At 46.5% G+C, this 19,260-nt stretch carries 15 protein-coding genes; 8 read left to right on the forward strand and 7 right to left on the reverse strand.

The window, feature by feature from the left end; genetic code table 11:
- Positions 1–41 precede the first annotated feature (41 nt).
- Positions 42–881, reverse strand: a complete 840-nt coding sequence (locus NXS99_RS07565) for an SGNH/GDSL hydrolase family protein (protein ID WP_259288058.1) — start codon at positions 879–881, stop codon at positions 42–44.
- A gap of 387 nt (positions 882–1,268) precedes the next feature.
- Between NXS99_RS07565 and NXS99_RS07570 the strand changes: the two genes are divergently transcribed.
- Positions 1,269–2,129 carry a DMT family transporter gene (locus tag NXS99_RS07570; protein WP_259288059.1) on the forward strand — a complete coding sequence of 287 codons (861 nt, stop codon included), beginning with the start codon at positions 1,269–1,271 and terminating at the stop codon, positions 2,127–2,129.
- A 35-nt stretch (positions 2,130–2,164) separates the two neighbouring features.
- The gene (locus NXS99_RS07575) at positions 2,165–3,703 is read left to right on the forward strand and encodes a DNA polymerase IV (RefSeq protein WP_259288060.1); all 1,539 of its coding nucleotides are present in this window, start codon (positions 2,165–2,167) and stop codon (positions 3,701–3,703) included.
- 400 nt (positions 3,704–4,103) lie between these two features.
- Here NXS99_RS07575 and NXS99_RS07580 read toward each other — a convergent pair whose 3' ends face one another.
- The 4 genes from NXS99_RS07580 to NXS99_RS07595 form a co-directional block, all read right to left on the reverse strand.
- On the reverse strand, positions 4,104–5,006 hold the full coding sequence (locus NXS99_RS07580; protein WP_259288061.1) for a hypothetical protein: 903 nt from the start codon (positions 5,004–5,006) through the stop codon (positions 4,104–4,106).
- A 754-nt stretch (positions 5,007–5,760) separates the two neighbouring features.
- Positions 5,761–6,699: a hypothetical protein gene (locus NXS99_RS07585; RefSeq protein WP_259288062.1), complete on the reverse strand. Its 939-nt coding sequence runs from the start codon at positions 6,697–6,699 to the stop codon at positions 5,761–5,763.
- Positions 6,700–7,502: 803 nt separating this feature from the next.
- Complete coding sequence (locus NXS99_RS07590) at positions 7,503–8,456, reverse strand: hypothetical protein (protein ID WP_259288063.1); 954 nt, start codon at positions 8,454–8,456, stop codon at positions 7,503–7,505.
- A gap of 286 nt (positions 8,457–8,742) precedes the next feature.
- Positions 8,743–9,678 (reverse strand): asparaginase, encoded by a 936-nt coding sequence (locus tag NXS99_RS07595; protein WP_259288064.1) that lies wholly within the window; start codon positions 9,676–9,678, stop codon positions 8,743–8,745.
- A 514-nt stretch (positions 9,679–10,192) separates the two neighbouring features.
- On the opposite strand from NXS99_RS07595, the gene NXS99_RS07600 reads away from it, so the two are divergent.
- Complete coding sequence (locus NXS99_RS07600) at positions 10,193–10,744, forward strand: hypothetical protein (RefSeq protein ID WP_396124836.1); 552 nt, start codon at positions 10,193–10,195, stop codon at positions 10,742–10,744.
- Positions 10,745–10,984: 240 nt separating this feature from the next.
- Positions 10,985–11,698 (forward strand): peptidylprolyl isomerase, encoded by a 714-nt coding sequence (locus NXS99_RS07605; protein ID WP_259288065.1) that lies wholly within the window; start codon positions 10,985–10,987, stop codon positions 11,696–11,698.
- 98 nt (positions 11,699–11,796) lie between these two features.
- On the opposite strand, the gene NXS99_RS07610 is transcribed toward NXS99_RS07605, so the two are convergent.
- Positions 11,797–12,747: a hypothetical protein gene (locus NXS99_RS07610; RefSeq protein ID WP_259288066.1), complete on the reverse strand. Its 951-nt coding sequence runs from the start codon at positions 12,745–12,747 to the stop codon at positions 11,797–11,799.
- An 85-nt stretch (positions 12,748–12,832) separates the two neighbouring features.
- Here NXS99_RS07610 and lspA point away from each other — a divergent pair, with 85 nt between their 5' ends.
- The 3 genes from lspA to NXS99_RS07625 all read left to right on the forward strand — a co-directional run bounded on the left by lspA (position 12,833) and on the right by NXS99_RS07625 (position 14,554).
- Positions 12,833–13,342 carry a signal peptidase II gene (lspA, locus tag NXS99_RS07615; protein ID WP_259288067.1) on the forward strand — a complete coding sequence of 170 codons (510 nt, stop codon included), beginning with the start codon at positions 12,833–12,835 and terminating at the stop codon, positions 13,340–13,342.
- The gene (locus NXS99_RS07620; protein ID WP_259288068.1) at positions 13,339–14,274 is read left to right on the forward strand and encodes an RluA family pseudouridine synthase; all 936 of its coding nucleotides are present in this window, start codon (positions 13,339–13,341) and stop codon (positions 14,272–14,274) included. The genes lspA and NXS99_RS07620 overlap by 4 nt, the downstream gene beginning before the upstream one ends.
- 79 nt (positions 14,275–14,353) lie before the next feature.
- Complete coding sequence (locus tag NXS99_RS07625; protein WP_259288069.1) at positions 14,354–14,554, forward strand: DUF2892 domain-containing protein; 201 nt, start codon at positions 14,354–14,356, stop codon at positions 14,552–14,554.
- 105 nt (positions 14,555–14,659) lie between these two features.
- Here the strand turns inward: NXS99_RS07625 and rarD are convergent, their stop codons facing one another.
- Positions 14,660–15,523, reverse strand: a complete 864-nt coding sequence (gene rarD / locus NXS99_RS07630; RefSeq protein ID WP_259288070.1) for an EamA family transporter RarD — start codon at positions 15,521–15,523, stop codon at positions 14,660–14,662.
- A 108-nt stretch (positions 15,524–15,631) separates the two neighbouring features.
- Between rarD and dnaE the strand changes: the two genes are divergently transcribed.
- The gene (gene dnaE / locus NXS99_RS07635; protein ID WP_259288071.1) at positions 15,632–19,192 is read left to right on the forward strand and encodes a DNA polymerase III subunit alpha; all 3,561 of its coding nucleotides are present in this window, start codon (positions 15,632–15,634) and stop codon (positions 19,190–19,192) included.
- Positions 19,193–19,260 lie beyond the last annotated feature (68 nt).

The raw sequence follows: 19,260 nt of genomic DNA on the forward strand, positions 1-19,260 counted from the left end.
AGGACCGGCGTTGTGCTATGTCTTCAGCGATATTGAAAAACTTAACGTTGCTGTATACCTAAGAATTTCAAAATGGTTTCAGCTTGATATTTGGTACCTGCTTCGTTTAAGTGCAACGGCAAGTATTTATCGCGCTCAGGCGCGTCAAGGATTGTTTTAATATAGCGCATGGAATCTGGGGCACAGGAGCCATGCCCAATAGATCCGGTATAAATATCAACATATTCTGCTCCCATCAGAGGTGCAGTGATTTTCATTGCGTCGTTCAGCGCAAGAAGATAGATACGCTGTCCAGCTGCTGGTACGGCGATGCGAATTGGGAAGCCAAAGCGATTGGTATCGACAAGACAGTTCAAATTATCTGCGCCAACATATTCTGGATACCCAACTAAGAGCACCCGAGCATGTGGTGCCAATTGATGGATGCGATCCATTGATGCAGCTAAACGACGTTGGTATTCATCGGGCGTGACAATTTCAGGGGAACCGAACAAGCCGTAATCGCGGAAACCGATCCAGGCTTCATTGCCTCCAATCGTTAAGGTGACAATTTTCGTTTGCGGGCCAAGGGCACCGTCGCGTTCGGCGGCATCGAGCAGCATTGCCATATTAGAAATGCGTGGTTGCGCGTCGGTGTCTTTTTCAATGACAGCGCCAGAGCAGGTGTAATTAGCGAATGAACGGAAATAAGGGGCGATGTGAACTGGATATGAGTTTTCTCCATGACGACATTTTTGATCCGTCGGGAGTTGCTCGTATTGCTGTTTCGTAGTGGGGTTACCGGCATAAGAATCGCCCAGTGCAACGTATTCTGCACCGCCAGCAGGAATATTTTCTGCGCCTAAGAAATGAATAGCAGTTGCTGGAGCAACGTTCGTCATGCTGGCGAGTATCACCATGATCGCCACAACGTAAGAACGTAACTTTTTCATTTCAATCAATCCTTATAAAATAATTCAGAACGATAACTATTTCTGATGAATGCGGCTACTGTCTTAATACTAGCATGATTTTAGTAGTCATGGGAGATTTCTGCGCAGCTAGAGGCTATAAAAAACAGAGGTAATCCTCGCATTTGTGGTCAATCGAGACGCTTGTCGACGTTACTTTGTACGTGTCGGGTCCTACAGCTTTGCCGCATTGGTTGTGCCAACAAGAGTGAAGCATGACGGAGAAAAACATTCAGCAATACTCACCTTGAACTGCATAATTGGAATGCAGGCTAAGGGAATATGCTGATTTAGGGCAATTGCGTTTACACTAATTTAGTGACTTTGAAACAGCGTCCTCAAGTGATCGCGCCTGCACTGTATACCATCGGTTCTGGCTTAAGTACCTATACCGGTGCTGCTTTGGCATTAAGCTTATTTGCCTTATTCGAACCAAGTTTTGTGGCATGGTTACGAGTACTGTGTGCAGGGTTGATTCTGATTCTGATTTCTGGATTCAAACCGCAACTGTTACGTGGTCCGCAAGCGAAATATATTATCGCCTACGGCATCTCGATGGTGTCTATGAACGTGTGTTTTTATAACGCCATTGACTCAATCCCATTAGGAACCGCAGTTGCCATTGAGTTTCTTGGCCCAATTGTCGTCGGTGCGATAGCATCGCGGACTCCCAAGCATTTGATTGCGCTGGCCTGTTCTGCAGGTGGTGTGCTGTGTATTTCTGGCGCGCAGTGGACGCAAAACGCATCAGGCATTCTTTTTGCCTTAGGGGCAGCAACAGGGTGGGCAGTATATATTGCAATTGGTTTGCGTTTAGCGCAGCATATGAACGGCACCCAACAACAAACTCGCCAGATCTTAGGACTCGCGTTATGTATTGGCGCGCTTGCCGCAACACCAATTGCCTACCTAGTGCGTCCTGACAGTTTTGGTACTGCACCAATGAGTGTTGTAGGCCTTGCATTAACGCTCGCGTTACTGGCTACAGTTGTGCCAAGTATTTGCGATTTCAACGCCATGCGTTTAGCGTCTCCTCAGCTGTATGCAATCCTGACCGCCTTAATGCCACTGGTGGCAACCTTGTGCGGGGCAGTGATGTTAGGGCAAGTGCTCTCTGGCATCGAAGTTGCAGGCACGTTGTTGATCGTAGGTGCTGTGTTGCTGCGTCGTGAAGCATGATTGCATCTCAGTGCAATCGATTAGACTGAGAGATCATGGAAAGGCGCTGGGTTCTACATTTAGATATGGATGCATTTTTCGCATCCGTGGAACAACTCACCCGCCCAACCCTGCGCGAACGGCCGGTGCTTGTGGGAGGCACGAGTGGGCGAGGAGTTGTCGCAGGAGCGTCGTATCAGGCGCGTAAACTTGGCGCCCACTCTGCGATGCCCATGCATCAGGCGAAAAAACTGGTTGGCTACCGCGGCATTATCGTTGCTCCGCGCCATAGCGTGTATGCCGTTGCTTCACGACGCGTGTTTGAAATCGTGCGGAAATATGCAGGCCTGATTGAACAAGTCAGTATTGATGAGGCGTTTTTGGAACCCGATGGTTTACAAGGGGCCTCTGTTACTGAGGTGAACGATTGGGCAGAACACCTGCGACAAGAAATTGCTGCTGTGACTGGTTTAATGAGCTCGATTGGTGCAGGAGGTGGCAAGCAAGCTGCCAAAATTGGTTCTGGTCTTGCCAAACCAAATGGTGTGTATGTAATTCCGAAGGAACGTGAAGCGGAAATTCTAGGGCCGCTGCCAGTGCGAAAACTGTGGGGCGTTGGGCCAGTTGCTGAAACGAAACTGCATCGCTACGGAGTCGAAACAATTGCAGAGTTTGCGAATTTGCAACGCGGTGAAGTTGAACAACTACTCGGCAAAACGGTTGGCGTGGGATTATGGTTGGTGGCCAATGGTTTTGATACTGCAGCAGTAGAGCCAAGAAGTGAAGCGAAATCCGTTGGTGCAGAATTTACCTATAGTCACGATCTGCTCCTTGCCAGCGAAGTGCAGCAAGCGCTTGAGAAGGCATTTGAAGCGGCGATACAGCGGTTGCGCAAAGATGGTCGTGGTGCGCGAACTGTGAGTGTGAAGCTAAAAACCGCTGATTTTCGGGTGAATACTAGAAGTCAAACCTTGCTGTATGCCAGTGATGATGCGAACGTATTAAAGGCGCTGGCTGATGCACTGGTGCAATCACCTGCAGATTTAGGTGCGATTCGGTTAGTTGGCGTTTCGTTTAGCAACTTGGAAATGCCAAGCCAAACTACGTTATTCCCTGAAACGTTGATTCGGCACAATATTGTGACCGAAGATCAGCAGGTCGATCAATTCTTACCACTCCAGGTTGAATCAGAGGTGCCGAACTTGGGAGATCCTGTTCAGGCAAATCCTTTGTTAGGGATTTCTGGCAAAGATCAGGAAGACCAGGAACATCAGGAAGACCGGGAGCACCGAGAGCACCGGGAGCTGAGGAATTGGCGTAACACCGAAGACGTGTATCACGCAGAATATGGTCATGGCTGGGTGCAAGGCTCTGGACATGGCATTGTGACAGTCCGGTTTGAAACAAGAACTACCGAGAAAAGTTTTTCTCGCACCTTTCCGATTGATACTGACCAATTAGTGCCAGCAGATCCTGTTGCCAGCTTAGAATGGGACGATTATTTAGCTATACGTTCAAGCACTGATTCTGCTGATGCGGTGGTTACAAATGTTGCCACCAACGTTGGCGAAGGCGATCACGAAACGATGGACTGACACATAGAATTTGAACTATCACCAGACGCTCCGCTGCTATGAAGAAGAGCAGTGGAGCGTCTTGTTTTTTGAGAACGAGTATACAAAAACTACGACAAACTGTGTATCTGCTGGTTATTAATAAAATCCCAGCGTTGGCGCGAGACACATAGCGTTGAAGCCTGATGTTGGCAAAGATAGGGGATTGGAAATTACCATATGCACATTATGGTTCGAGTAAATGCCGGATTGTGAGTTACTGTCTGCACCATAGACATGTGATCTATGGTGCAGACAGTAATGAGCATCTGTGCGCTGCTTGCAAGTTCGTGCAGGAGTGGCATCGCATACTTGATTCTGATGATGCAAGGTGATTACAGCAATACTTGTAGTGCTCGTTTACGAAGTGAGATTGTGGGATTTATGGTTGCGGAGAGAGTAACTCTATATTTTCTAGTGGCCAGTGTATGTCCCTGCTAACCATTTTCCAATCATCCCCTGTTTTCCGCCAGCTAGTAACAATATAAGGAAATCTGACATGCCCAATACGTACATTGTTTTTATCGTAAAAACCTAATTCTAAAGTATAGGCTCTCCCGAGGGTACCATTGTGAGATGGCTTTGAATCATCATAAATTATAGATTGCCCTTGGAAACTTTCAGATAATGTATCTACGCGAGCATAAGCATCTTGTTCCATGAGCTTAATCCAGATTGGTTGTGGAGTCCCATCAAGAGCACATACGTGTTTGCCTTCATTATTGAGACTAGGTACTAGATCTTCTGGTTCAAAACTTACCAGTGCGCATCCTAAACTCGCATAATTTTGGGTTCGGAATGAAAACATATTTGTGATAACTTCAGCTGCCTTTTTTGTGAGACTAAGATCCGTAGGTGGACCAGCAAGCGGGAATACTTGTGGATTAGGAACTTCTCCTTCAAAACTGTGCCGTGTTGGAGGATGTATAAAGACATCTCCGTAAAGAGTTACGTCATATCTAGAATCGTAGTTGCCGCGATACTGTTGGAAGAGTGTTTCTCCTTCAGGGTTGACTAATTGGGCTTTGTTTTCATCGGGAAGTGGTGGTCTTTCTGCTTCTTTTCTTTCTTCCGGAGTCATATTGGCAATTCTGCTGGTGATTTCTGTCGCTATTTCAGCATTACTGCCGAGTTCTGCGAAGTTTGCTTCTGTGCTTACAGATGTGCCGCCAGTATAGAGAGAAAATATTTTTGATAATGGAATGAATCGTGAAGTGATAACCACTACTGCAACAATGCAACCTAGTGTAATAAATTTCATTATTTCTTTTTGTCTATGGTTCATTGTTTTGTTCCTTGTTTGTTATTGCAGATGTTAAAACCTTTAAATATATAAAGTAGCAAACAAAAAAGGCTGATGATAGAAAGGACTCTTCTTTAGCCATAACCGGGTAGAAAACTCTTCAATATATATTATTGGTACGATGTTAGAGATTATTTCTGACCGCCAACATCAACATCATACAAGTGCTGCATGGAGTACAACATGTCAGTTGATACGTGACATGGAATTCGTATGCTCCACGTATACGAATGATGAGAATAAATCTGCTGATATGCAAAAGTGCACAAGTAGAAGACTGTTTTAGAGTCTAGAACAATGTTTGTGAATGTGCGCCTATTGCGATTGTGAATAACACTCTGGCGTACCATGCTAAGAAAATTTTGATCCGATGATTCCTAAACCTATGTAAGAAAGCTCTGCAGTCAGTATCACCGTAACTGTCCAAGCCTTCCACGCATATACTTCACTATTGTAAAATTGCCATCAATGTTGGTGAGGGTGATTATGATATGAACGGCTCATGCTGGATCTTGTTTTAGCAAAGACGCTCCACTGCCATCAAGAAGAGCAGTGGAGCGTCTTTTTAAAGAATTTGCTTGCAAAAGTACCGTGAACTGTGTATCTGCTGGTAATTGAACAAGCCGACAAATATTTGATGGTGCTAGTTCAACGCAATTACAGCACTACAAGTAGCATTATGTAGAAGAAATAAGATCGTTGCACTTTATACATGAGATTCGATTAGCTATAGATCTCATATGTACAGTGGGATCATATAATTCAATTTCCAATCGTTATCTATTTGCTTCCAGTAAGTAGCGAATTGCTTGAAGCTGATACTATCAAGAAGTACATTATTTTTGTCATAAACGCCTAAGACTAAATCGTAGGTTATTACTTCACGATCGTCATTAGGATTGAGTGTCTCAAAATAATACGGCTCTGGATCTTTGATTACTTCACGTAAACTATCTACACGAATATAAGCATCTTGTTTCATGAAATCAAGCCAGTATTCAAGTGGATCCGGATGAATACTACAGTGGTAGCGTTGTTTGCTATTGGCTGACTCATACATTATATCTTCTGATTTAAAGCTTCCTACTCCGCATGTGAAACTAGCATAATTTTGGGTTCGGAATGAAAACATATTTGTAATAACTTCAGCTGCTTTTTTGTGGAGACCAGGATCCGCAGTCGAGTCAGCAAGTAGGAATACGCTTGGATTGGGGACCTCTCCTTCAAAACTGCGCCGTGTGAGAAGATTGTCAGCGCTAAAAACGTTTCCGTAAAGAGGTAGTCCTGTTTTTGAGGAGTAGTTGCCGAGATATTGTTGATAGAGTGTTTCTCCTTCAGGATAAATTAATTGGGCTTTGTTTTCATCGGGAAGTGGTGGCCTTTCTGCTTCTTGCCTTTCTTCCGGAGTCATATTGGCAATTCTGCTCGCGATTTCTGCTGCGATCTCTGCATTGCTGCCGAGTTGTCGAGCGGCAACTGTGTCACTGCTAGGTTGTGGTGCGGCGGCTGCGCCGCTTGAGGGGTCTGCCGGGCTTGCCGCTGTGGTTACAGATGTGCCCTCAGTTTGCAGCGAAATTACGTTTGATAATGAAATGAAGCGCGAAGCGATAATCACAGCTGCAACAATGCAGCCTAGCGCAATAACTTTTATGAATTCTTTGAGTCCTTGGCTCATTGTTTTTTAGTTCCTTTTTCGGTATTACAAATGTTAAGCCTTTAGATAATTAAAGTAGCAAACAAGAAAGGCTAATGATAGAAAAGACTCTTCTTTAGCCATAACCTGGTAGAAGACTTTTCAATATATATTATTTGTCTGATACCAGCGGTTGATTCTGGTCGGCAACATTATCACTATCTCAGTTGATCCGTGACGTGATATTTGTATGCTTCGCGTATACGAAAGATGAGAGTATTTGTGCTAATGCGAGAATATACGCAGATACAACACTGTTTTTAAAGGCTAGAACAATGTTTGTGGATGTACGCCTGTTGCAATTGCGAATAACACTCTGGCGTGCCATGCTAGGAAAATGTTGGTCCGATGGTTCCTAAACCTATGTAAGATAGCTCTGTAGTCAGTGTCACCGTAGCTGTCCAAGCCTTCCACACACATACTTCGCTATTGTAAAGTTGTCATCAATGTTGGTGAGGGTGATTATGATGCGAACGGCTCACATTGGATCTTGTTTTAGCAAAGACGCTCCACTGCCATCAAGAAGAGCAGTGGAGCGTCGTTTAAAGAATGTGCTTGTAAAAGTACTGTGAACTGTGTAGCTACTGGTAATTGAATAAGGCGTCATGAGTAGGCCTGAGATACATCACCTCGAAGTTTAATGGTGATGGTTCTATCTTCAATAATCCTTGTGAAGCAAGCCGACAAATAATTTGATGGTGTTAGTTCAACGCAATTACAGCACTACAAGTAGCGTTATGTAGAAGAAATAAGATCGTTGCACTTTATACATGAGATTCGATTAGCTATAAGTATATCGGGATCATATAACTCAATTTCCAATCATTATCTATTTTCTTCCAGTAAGTAGAGAACTCTTCAAGATTGGAACGATCAATAACTACATTGTTTTTGTCATAAAAAACGAAGTCAAAGTTGTAGGTTATGACCACGTGCTCATTATCAAAATCGGCTGCAACATTAAAAGGAGAGTCTGGCGCTTTGGGTACTTCACGTAAGTTCTCGATACGAACGTAAGCATCTTGTTCCATGAGCTCAATCCAATTTGAATATGGATTCGGATCAAGATCGCATTGGAAACTATATTTACTAGTGACGTAAGGCACTGTATCTTCTGATTTGAAGCTTGCTACTCCGCATTGGTAACTAGCATAGTTTTGGGTCCGGATTGAAAACATATTTGTGACCACTTCAGCTGCTTTTTTGTGGAGATCGGGATCCTCAAGTGAGCCAGGAAGCGGAACCACTTGTGGAGCAGGAACAATTCCTTCAAAGCTATGTCGTGTTGGAAGATTGTCACTGCTAAAGAGATTTCCGTAACGGGTGAGTCCTGTTTCTGGGAAATAGCTGCCACGATATTGTTGATAGAGCGTTTCTCCATTGGGATTGACTAATTGCGCTTTATCTTCTCCTGGATGTGGTGGCCTTTCTGCTTCTTGTCTTTCCTCAGGAGTCATATTGGCAATTCTGCTTGCGAGTTCTGCCGCGATCTCTGCGTCGCTGCCGAGTCGTGGTGCGGCAGCTGTGTCCTGTGAAGGCTCTGTTTTGACATCTGCGTCGCTGCCGGGTTGTGGTGCGGCAGATGTGTCTCCTGGGCTTGCTGCTGTGGTTACAGATGTGCCCTCAGTTTGCAGCGAAATTACGTTTGATAATGAAATGAAGCGCGAAGCAATAATCACAGCTGCAACAATGCAGCCTAGCGCAATAACTTTTATGAATTCTTTGAGTCCTTGGCTCATTGTTTTTTAGTTCCTTTTTCGGTATTACAAATGTTAAAACCTTTAGATAACTAAAGTAGCAAACAAGAAAGGCTAATGATAGAAAGAACTCTTCTTTAGCTATAACCTGGTAGAAGACTTTTCAATATATATTATTCGTCTGATACCAGCGGTTGATTCTGGTCGGCAACATCATCACTATCTCAGTTGATCCGTGACGTGAAATGCATATGCTTCACGTATGCGAAAAATGAGAATATTAGCGCTACTGTGAGAATATTTCCAGATCAATCACCGTTTTTAAAGACTAGAACAATGTTTGTGGATGTACGCCTGTTGCAATTGCGATCGCCAATAAAACTCGAGCTTGCCCGGCACGGAAATATGTTGATCCAATGGCTCCTAGACTATGCAAGGTAGCTCCACCACCAGCACCACCATAAGTGCCTGAGACATTTCCGCGCGGCACCCTGGTTGAGATCACTACTGGAATACCTGCAGCAAGAGTTTCTGCAACTGCAGCTGCCAGTTCGGTGCCGATATTGCCGCTGCCCATGCCTTCAATAACTAATCCTTGTGCGCCTGCGGCAAGTGCAGCATCAAGCAGGGTACGCGGTGCGCCTGGGTAGCCTGGAATAATATCCACTCGAACTGCTGCAAGGGGAGCGACAGGCACTGGTTCAGCGCGTGTTGGTTCCTCTGGGCCATTCGTCGCAAAGGCAAGCTCGTCGGTGGTGTGCCACTTCAAAGCTCCTCGTGCTGGTAGCACTGCATGGCCGAAAACGATTAACACGCCAATGTCTTGTGCCGCTGGTTCGGTTGCAATGGTGATGGCTTCGAGAAGATTGGTGAGGCCATCAGACGTTGGATGATCAAATGGCAATTGCGCACCGGTGAGGATAACCGGACGAGAATCGTGATGAAAGGTATCCAATGCGATGGCAGTTTCTTCTAAAGAGTCAGTGCCATGTGTGACAACCACGCCGATTGTTGCAGGATCTGCAAGTGCTTGATGGCATGCTGTGACGATGTCATCAATATCGGCAAATGTCATAGACGAAGAATCAAGTTGTTGTAATTCGTTAATTTCAACACGCAGTGTTGAAGCAAGCCGTGGTTGAATTGCTGCAACGAGTGCTTCACCGGTGACCGTTGGAACTAACGCACCGCTGGCATCTGTGGTGCAAGAAATGGTACCGCCGGTGGTAATAACAACAACTTTTGGTGCTGCATCAGCGTGCATATGCAATGTCCTTATTCTTTTGAATGTGTTGGTGTAGAGATACATGCTTATACACACGATGTCATGGTCAAAGGGGAGCGGTTATCGCCTGTATATCATCAACATGCAAAGTTTGGTGTTGAGTATACCGTTTCTTTACAGGTCAGAAATATAGGGCTAACGTTGGTGTGCGAGGCATGCATTCAGGGGAGAGCCACTCATCTACGCCAGCGGTACGTATGAAAGGCGACGCCTCTCAGCCCTCCCAACCGTCCCCGAGAACACCGCCTATCATCCAAACCTCGAAACCCAGGTACGTCTCTGTGTCAACCGTTGCCTACAGCTGGTAATAAACTGATGAATCAAGCTATAAGATGACGTATTCATAACAATTAGGTAAACTGTATTTTTTAGATTAATAAAAATGTGCTCTTGTCTCGACATTGTATTAGCACTAAGTGGCATTCATGTCAGAAAACTTGGTGTTGGTGGTAACCCCTCGTACGTTCAGGTGCACTGTTACAAGGAGAATGTTGTGAACAAAATTCAGCTTTCACTCGCTGCAGCCGCTGTAGCGCTTTTGACCACTGGCTGCGCGGCAACCGAGGAAGCTGCACCAGTGATGACTTCCACCCAAACAGCAGCGCCTACAACCGAAGCTGTTCAGGTGGCATTGCCAACAGCTGAAGAACTCAATCAGATTCTGATGCTTGCTGCAGATCCACAAGCGCCAATTGAAGAAAAGATTCGTACCGTTCAAGGTGGCGAAACTGCTCCAGAACTTTTTGAAGTCATGACAGCTGCGAAGATTGAATCTGGTGCGAATTTCCAAGTTGTTCAGCCAATTTTGCCTGGTTATACTAACGAGTCGCTGCTTGCAACGGTGAACGTTATGTTGCCAGACCGAGAGGCTGAATTAGCGGAAAATGTCGAATTCGTCTTTGAAGATGGCACTTGGAAGCTCTCCCAGTCATGGGCATGTACGTTGATTACCAATACGGTGACCCCAGAGCAAGTACCTGCAATGTGTGGTGCATCAGTGCCGCCAGCGCCACCTGCGGAAGAAGTTGAAAAGCCAGCAAGCTAATTGCTACGCAAACATATATGTATGAACCTTGGTATCTTGCCGGATCAAATGGCAGATTCCAAGGTTTTTGCTTTTCGACGTCATCTGTTCCACGAAGCGTCGCCTGCACATGCATTGTGAAAATCTTGGTTGTAGTCTCACTGTTCGTAGACTTGCCAGGATTCGACATTCAAATGAACTTCCCAAATCTGGCGCCGTGGCATTACCGCGTGCGTGCAACTGGCGACTAGGCTAAACGCTATGAATGCTGTTTTACGGACGTTAGTCGGATTATCTTCTGTATGCGTTTTGGCATCGTGTACTGTCACTGCTCCTGTCAGTGAAACCACTACAGGAGCACCAGCCACAACCTCAGAAGTGACCAATGATGCTTTTATTGAAAAATGCGGTGTGACATTTGAGAGCACAAAAGAAGATGTCGCGACTTTGCCAGAAGACGTATTAGAAAAAGATGCGGTATTGGTATTGACAACGGATGCAGGGGATATTCCAATTACTCTGCATACTGAGCAAGCGCCATGTACTACCGCAATTTTGGCAAAACTGGCCACCGAAGGCTTTTATAACAATACCCAGTGCCATCGCATGACGAATGAAGGTATTTACATTCTGCAATGCGGTGATCCAACTGGTTCTGGTACTGGTGGACCTGGCTTTAGCTTTACAGATGAATTCCCAGTTGGGAAGGAAAGTGGATCGTTTTATCCAAAGGGAAGCGTTGCCATGGCTAACGCTGGTGCAAATACGAATGGTTCGCAATTCTTCTTTAATTACAAAGATTCTCCATTGCCACCGTATTACACAGTATTTGGCACAGTTCAGGAACCTGGTTTAGAAGTATTAGCAAAAGTAACGGATCCAGGTACTGCGCAAGGTGAACCTGATGGTCCACCAAAGCAGCCAGTAATTATTACGAACGCAACCGTAGAACCACTGAAAGCTGCGTCGAAATAATTGCGTTGCACAACGCCATAACAAAACAAAAACTGGTGTAGCGGCTCAACGAAGCTACACCAGTTTTTTAGGCTCTTAAACCCTGCGATCACCAGCTGTTATTGGCTCTGAAAGACTAACGACGTACCCACGTCTTGCACCACACGTGTCTCAGAATCTTGTGTGCCATATGCCACTCGACTGACTGAATATAACTCGCCAGCAGTTGGCAGGGGATGGCGCATATCAATTTCCAAAGTACCTGTTGTGGTACTGGAAGTCTCGAGCACTTCTAAATCGGTGCCTTCTTCAGTGCGTAATGCCCCTAGTGTTGGGCGTTGTGAAAGATCAACTTTCAACGTCACAGCCATATCTGCAATGTTTTCGACAGAGTAGGTCAGCGTTTGTAAAAAGGTTTGGGCAACCGTTTGCACTCGTGATTCCACAGTCCAGCTTGCACCGACTCCAATTGGTGTATCGGGAAACACTACAGGCAAGCTGGTGAGCGTGAGCATATGTTGCTCGACTGTGGTCCGCGCGTCGTCAGTTGCTTGTTGCGGAGCAGAGAAATTCACTGAGGAAATCTTGCCAGATTCATTGGCAAACCAACCAAAGGCGAACCCGCGAGCGGAGGCTAATTCATGATTCACGCTTGGCTTGCTATGGCTCGGTGTATCGAGCTCAAGGAACACCGAACGCGACGATACAGTTGGGTCTGCTGCAGGTTTTGTCATGGCCGTGAGCGTGGTGCGGAAAACTTCCATGGCGTCAGGGTTTAGCACAGGTGGTTGTTGACTTGTCGCCACATCGGTGACTTCTTGGGTGAAACTTTCGCCAATGCGCACTTCAAGTTTTTGCCGGCTTTGCTCAATATCGGCAAATTTCAAAACTTGGAGGGGGGCGGTACCTGGATTCGTAACTGTCAGCCGTGGTGCAACAACTTCTACACCAATGGCTTGTTCAATTGGTACTTTCGGGGTGGAATCAGTAATGCCGCAGCTAGTGATCAGGCCGAGATTGAGTGCGAGAACAAGCACGAATCGACGCCGAAACTGTAAATGAGCAACCATAGATTCTAAGCTTAGCCGCTAGGAATTAGAACCTCCATGCGTGGCAAGTAACACAATTGCGAAATATTTTGAAAAGATAGGAAGCGTGACTGAACAAGATAGGAGTAAGACTCAACGGTTTGTAGGATTCATGATCGCGATTATCTTCGCGGTGGGCGTGTGCGATCAAGCAACCAAAACATGGATACTGGCAAAACTTAGCGACGGCAGTACCTGGTACCTTATCGGTGACTGGTTTCGCTTCCGACTCCTATTTAATCCTGGTGCCGCATTTTCCTTTGGAACCGGCTCTACCTGGATCTTTACCTGCCTCCAGCTTGGCTTCTTCCTAGGCATCATGGTCTATTCACCCAAGGTCCGCGATCGTGCCAGTGCACTTGGCTTAGCTTTACTAGCAGGCGGTGCATTCGGAAATCTCATCGATCGCCTTTTCCGTCCACCACAGTTTTTCCTCGGCCACGTGGTCGATTTTATTTCAGTCGGTAACTTCGCAGTTTTTAATGTTGCAGATTCAGCCATTACCATCGGTGTTGTGGTCTATCTTCTTGCTATGTTCAAGGAAGAACAACGTGAAGCTAAAGGGGTGCGCGCATGAGTCGAGATACTCGTTCATTAGCTGTACCAGAAGGCTTAAGTGGTATGCGTGTTGATGCCGCCTTATCCAAGCTATTTGGCATCTCACGCACTGTTGCCGCCGAGCTTGCCATGCTTGGCGACGTCAGCGTCGATGGCGTCACCGTCGGCAAATCCGATAGGCTTCACGACGGCGCCTGGTTGGAAGTTACTCTACCGGAACCGAAAAAGCCCTTAATGCCTACAGAAGAGCTGGTAGAAGGCCTGGATATTTTATATTCCGATGATGATGTCATCGCGGTGAATAAACCTGTTGGTGTCGCTGCGCATCCAACCGTTGGTTGGGAAGGCCCAACAGTTGTTGGTGGACTTGCTGCCGCAGGTTTTCGCATTTCAACTTCTGGCCCACCAGAGCGCAAGGGTATTGTCCAGCGCTTAGATGTTGGCACCTCGGGTGTTATGGTGGTTGCAGCATCAGAACGCGGTTATTCAGTGCTCAAGCGTGCGTTCAAAGAGCGTTCTGTGACCAAAACCTATCATGCGTTAGTGCAAGGTCATATGGATCCTTTGCAAGGTACTATTGAAGCTCCAATTGGGCGTCATCCTTCAGCTGGTTGGAAATTCGCTGTGACCACGGATGGTAAGCATGCAGTGACGCATTATTCTACTTTGGAAGCGTTCGCGGAGGCATCGTTGCTGGAAATCCACTTAGAAACTGGCCGCACCCACCAAATTCGTGTGCATATGGCTGCGATGCATCATCCTTGCTGTGGCGATCCAATGTATGGTTCTGATCCAACGTTATCTCAACGTCTGGGCTTGCAGCGACAGTGGCTTCATGCTGTGAACCTTGGATTTACCCATCCTGCTGATGGTCGCTGGATGGAGATTACCTCTCCGTATTCTCCTGATTTAGCGCATGCATTAGAGGTTTTGCGCGCCGGGAATCAGTAGTGGCCACAGATGTGTAATATGAATCACTTTAGTGACAGTTTTGTGGTCTAAACGAGTCATTTCGCATACCATGGAGGGTATGAAGAAAAATGAAGGTCAAATTGACCGCGCGCTGCGCGCTGTTGCTGGTGTTTTGTTGATTATCGCTGGTTTCTTGACCACTGGTGCGATTTCTATCGTATTTTGGGTTGTTGGTGCAATTCTTGCACTTACAGCAGCACTTGGGTTCTGCCCGCTCTATCAAATCTTTGGCATTAACACCTGCAAACTGAACAAGTAATACATATCTGCTCACTGTCTCGTGTTTGAGGCAGTGAGCATTTTTATGCCCTTTGTAGGGGATTGGTGCTAGTTACGGCAGATGCATGAGTGCCAACAGTGGTACTTACTTGCAAACGGCAGGTTTGCGGTACCTGCGGAAAATATCAAAGAAAAATAGTGCCACTGCCACCCAAATGAAACTAAAGCCCAGCCAGCGTGCAGGACTTAAGGTTTCGTGGACAATGAAGACTGCCCATAACAATTGCATGGTTGGCGTCATATATTGCAACATGCCAATCGTCGATAAGTGAATGCGTTGGGCGGCTACTCCAAAGAGTAAAAGTGGGATCGCGGTGACCACACCTGCGGAAAGTAACAAGCACGTGTGCGCGATACTGATATGCCCAAAGCTACCAGTACCAGTGGCTTCTAAAAAGACGAGGTAGCCGAGCGCAAGTGGCGCTAAGCACAGTGTTTCTGCAGTCAGTGAAACTGTTGCGGGCAATGGAATTCGTTTTTTAATCAGTCCATAGAACCCAAAACTCAATGCCAATCCCAATGCAACAATAGGCGGTTGGCCTGCAAGCACTGTTAACCAGAGAACAGCTAAAAGAGCAATGGTTAATGAGAGAAGCTGCAATTTGCTTAAGCGCTCGGATAAAAAGAGAAAGCCTAATGCCACGTTGACGAGTGGATTAATAAAGTATCCCAAGGCGGCATCGGCGACATGATCAGTATTGACTGCAATGACATAAATCAGCCAGTTTGCAGCAATGAGTACTGCGGCAAATGTAACTCGTACCCACACAGCTAAAGAAATGCTGCGGAGCTGACGCCAGTTGCCTTGTACTAGTAACACTGCGGCCATAAATACGCCAGTCCAGATAATTCGGTGGGCGATAATTTCGAGAGGCGTTGCAGGTTCTAGCAAAGGGAAGAACGCTGGGAATAATCCCCACAGCAGGTAGGCGCCGAGTGCAAAGATCATGGGAAAATACTACTGAAGTGATGCTGAAAACGAAAACCGACAGTAATGTTTTTGAGTATTGTTCACCACGTATGCGGCTCGTGATGGAACTTAGTACTATGGTGAGTTATGGCTAAATCATCTTCGTTCGTGCACCTGCATAATCATACTGAGTATTCCATGCTCGATGGCATGGCGAAGGTGGATCTGCTGGCAGCTGAAGCAAAGCGCTTAGAGATGCCAGCAGTAGGAATGACCGACCATGGCAATATGTTTGGTTCCGATGCGTTTTATCGCGCAATGACCAAAGCCGATATTAAACCAATTATTGGTATCGAAGCCTATATTGCACCAGGGAGCCGCTTTGATCTCAAGCGCCAGCGCTGGGGTGAAGAACACCAAAAAAGTGATGACGTTTCAGCCTCTGGCGCATATTTGCATCAAACGTTGATTGCAGAAACCGCTGAAGGACTCAAGAATCTCTTTTATTTGTCCTCGATGGCATCGTATGAAGGACAATTGGGTAAATGGGCACGTATGGATGCCGAATTAATTGCAGAACATGCAACTGGCATTATTGGCACCACCGGCTGCCCATCAGGGGATGTGCAAACGCGGTTGCGCTTGGGGCAATTTGATAAAGCCTTGGAAGCTGCGGCAATGTGGCAAGACATTTATGGCAAGGATAATTATTTCCTTGAGCTGATGGATCATGGCCTTGATATCGAAAACCGAGTGCGGTCAGAACTGCTTGAAATTGGCCGCAAACTCAACTTGCCACCGCTGGTCACCAACGACTGCCATTATGTTGTCGAAGCCCAGGCGCATCCGCATGAGGTGATGCTCTGCGTGCAAACTGGAAAAACCATGCAAGATCCAGATCGCTTTAAATTTGATGGTTCTGGCTATTATGTGAAATCCGCTGAACAAATGCGTGAACTGTGGGATCACATGGTTCCAGACGGATGCGATAACACCTTATGGATTGCTGAGCGCGTGCAAGATTATTCTTCGGTGTGGGAAGAACATCCGCATGATCGAATGCCAATTGCTGATGTGCCAGAAGGTCACACCCCAACATCGTGGTTGCATCATGAAGTCATGGAAGGCCTTGCTGAGCGCTTCCGCGGCAAAGAAGTACCGCGTGAATATATTGAACGTGCGGAATTTGAAATTAATGTCATTGATATGAAGGGCTATCCTTCATACTTTTTGATCGTGGCGGAATTGGTCAAGCATGCGCGTTCTATTGGCATTCGTGTTGGACCCGGTCGTGGTTCAGCCGCAGGTGCACTCGTGGCATATGCGTTAACCATTACCAATATTGATCCAATGGAACATGGCTTGCTCTTTGAGAGGTTTTTGAATCCAGAGCGCCCATCCGCACCTGATATCGATATTGACTTCGACGATCGCCGTCGTGGTGAGATGATTCGCTATGCCAGCGAACGCTGGGGTGAGGACAAAATTGCACAGGTGATTACTTTCGGTACGGTTAAAACAAAGCAAGCACTCAAAGATGCTGCGCGTGCACTTTACGGACAACCTGGCTATCAGATTGCCGATCGAATTACTAAAGTGCTCCCACCTGCAATTATGGCAAAGGATATTCCGTTAGCTGGTATCATGGATGAATCACATCCACGCTATGCCGAAGCCGGTGAAGTAAGACAATTAATCGAAATTGATCCGGATGTTAAAAAGATCTACGACACCGCGCGTGGGCTTGAAGGTGTGGTACGCCAAGCCGGTGTGCACGCATGTGCAGTGATTATGGCGTCGGTGCCATTGCTCGATTGCATTCCAATGTGGAAGCGCCCTGCCGATGGTGCCCTAATTACCGGTTGGCCATATCCAGCTTGTGAAGCAATCGGCTTGCTGAAGATGGACTTCTTGGGTCTTCGCAACCTGACTGTTATTGGCGACGCGCTAGAAAATATCAAGCTCAACCGCAATGAAGAAATTGATCTGGAAGCCTTAACCACCGATGATCCAAAGGTGTATGAGTTACTTTCACGAGCTGAAACTCTAGGTGTGTTCCAGCTTGACTCTGGTGGTATGCAGGAACTGCTCAAACGTATGCAGCCAACCGGCTTTAATGATATCGTCGCTTCGCTGGCACTGTATCGCCCAGGACCAATGGGCGTGGGTGCTCACCTTGATTACGCAGACCGTAAAAACGGCAAGAAGCCAATTACCCCAATTCACCCAGAGTTGGAAGACGCCTTAAAAGATATTCTGGATGAAACCTATGGCTTGATTGTGTACCAAGAGCAGATCATGGCGATTTCTCGTAAATTGGCAAACTATACTGCTGGTGAAGCTGATGGTTTCCGTAAAGCCATGGGTAAAAAGAAACCAGAAGTGCTTGCCGCAGAGTATGAAAAGTTCTCGCAAGGATGTTTTTCCAATGGTTTCTCAAAAGAAGCCGTTGATGCGCTTTGGAACGTGATCGAGCCATTTGCTGCCTACGCCTTTAACAAATCACACGCAGCAGGTTATGGTTTGGTGTCCTATTGGACTGCTTATTTGAAGGCCAATTACACGGCTGAATATATGGCGGCACTCTTAACCTCTGTGTCAGATAAAAAAGACAAAATGGCGATCTACTTGGCCGATTGTCGCCACCAGGGCATTCAAGTGCTCTCGCCAGATGTGAATGAATCATTTTATAATTTCGTGCCAGTCGGTACGGATATTCGCTTTGGTTTAGGTGCGGTTCGCAATGTTGGCGAAGACGTTGTGCATTCAATTGTGGCTTCGCGTCAAACGAAAGGCACCTTCCAAAACTTCACGGATTATTTAGACAAAATTGATTTAATTGCGTGCAATAAGCGCGTCACTGAATCACTGATTAAAGCCGGCGCGTTCGATTCATTAGGACACCCTCGAAAAGGCTTAACCTTGGTGTTTGAAGAAGCTGTTGACGCAGCGACGAATCCGAAAAAGGCCCGCGATCGTGGCCAGTTCGACCTTTTTGCAAGCTTAGGGCAAGAAGATGATACTGCGACACAAGTCTTTAGCGTGACGGTACCGGATCAAGAATGGGATAAAAAGCATAAACTCGCCCTCGAACGCGACATGCTTGGCCTCTACGTTTCAGGGCATCCGCTCGATGGCTATGAAGATGCCTTAGAGCAGTATATCGATACACCATTATCAGTGATTTCTGCAGGCGATGTCACCAGTAATCAACAAGTTACGATTGGTGGCATTATCTCTGCAGTTGATCGCCGCGTAAGTAAAAAAGACGGTGCGCCTTGGGCAATTGTCACGATCGAAGATCATCACGGTGTGCAAGCAGAACTGCTGATCTTTAGCAAGCTTTATAGCATCGTTGGTCCACAAATTGTCGAAGACACCATTGTGGTAGCGAAAGCACATATTTCGATCCGCGATGAACGCATCGGTGTATTCTGCGATGATCTGAAAGTACCAGATCTTGGCCCTGGCAATGGATCAGGGCTTCCGTTGCGGCTGACTATGCGCACTGATCAATGCACCATGGAAAATATTGCGCTGCTTAAGCAGGTACTCCAAGCCAACGCCGGAGATTCTGATGTGTACCTCAACCTCGTTGATGGGGAGCACTCTCGCATGATGATTCTTGGCGAACATCTGCGCGTGAATAAATCTTCCAATCTCATGGGTGATCTCAAGGCGACGATGGGCCCGGGCATTCTCGGGTAGTTTTTAGCCTATTAAGGAAACAGACAAGCGTCGTCAAGCAAACACCACTGCTTGACGACGCTTGTCTG

The organism is Corynebacterium sp. HS2168-gen11 (assembly GCF_024834075.1).
Taxonomy (GTDB): Bacteria; Actinomycetota; Actinomycetes; order Mycobacteriales; family Mycobacteriaceae; genus Corynebacterium.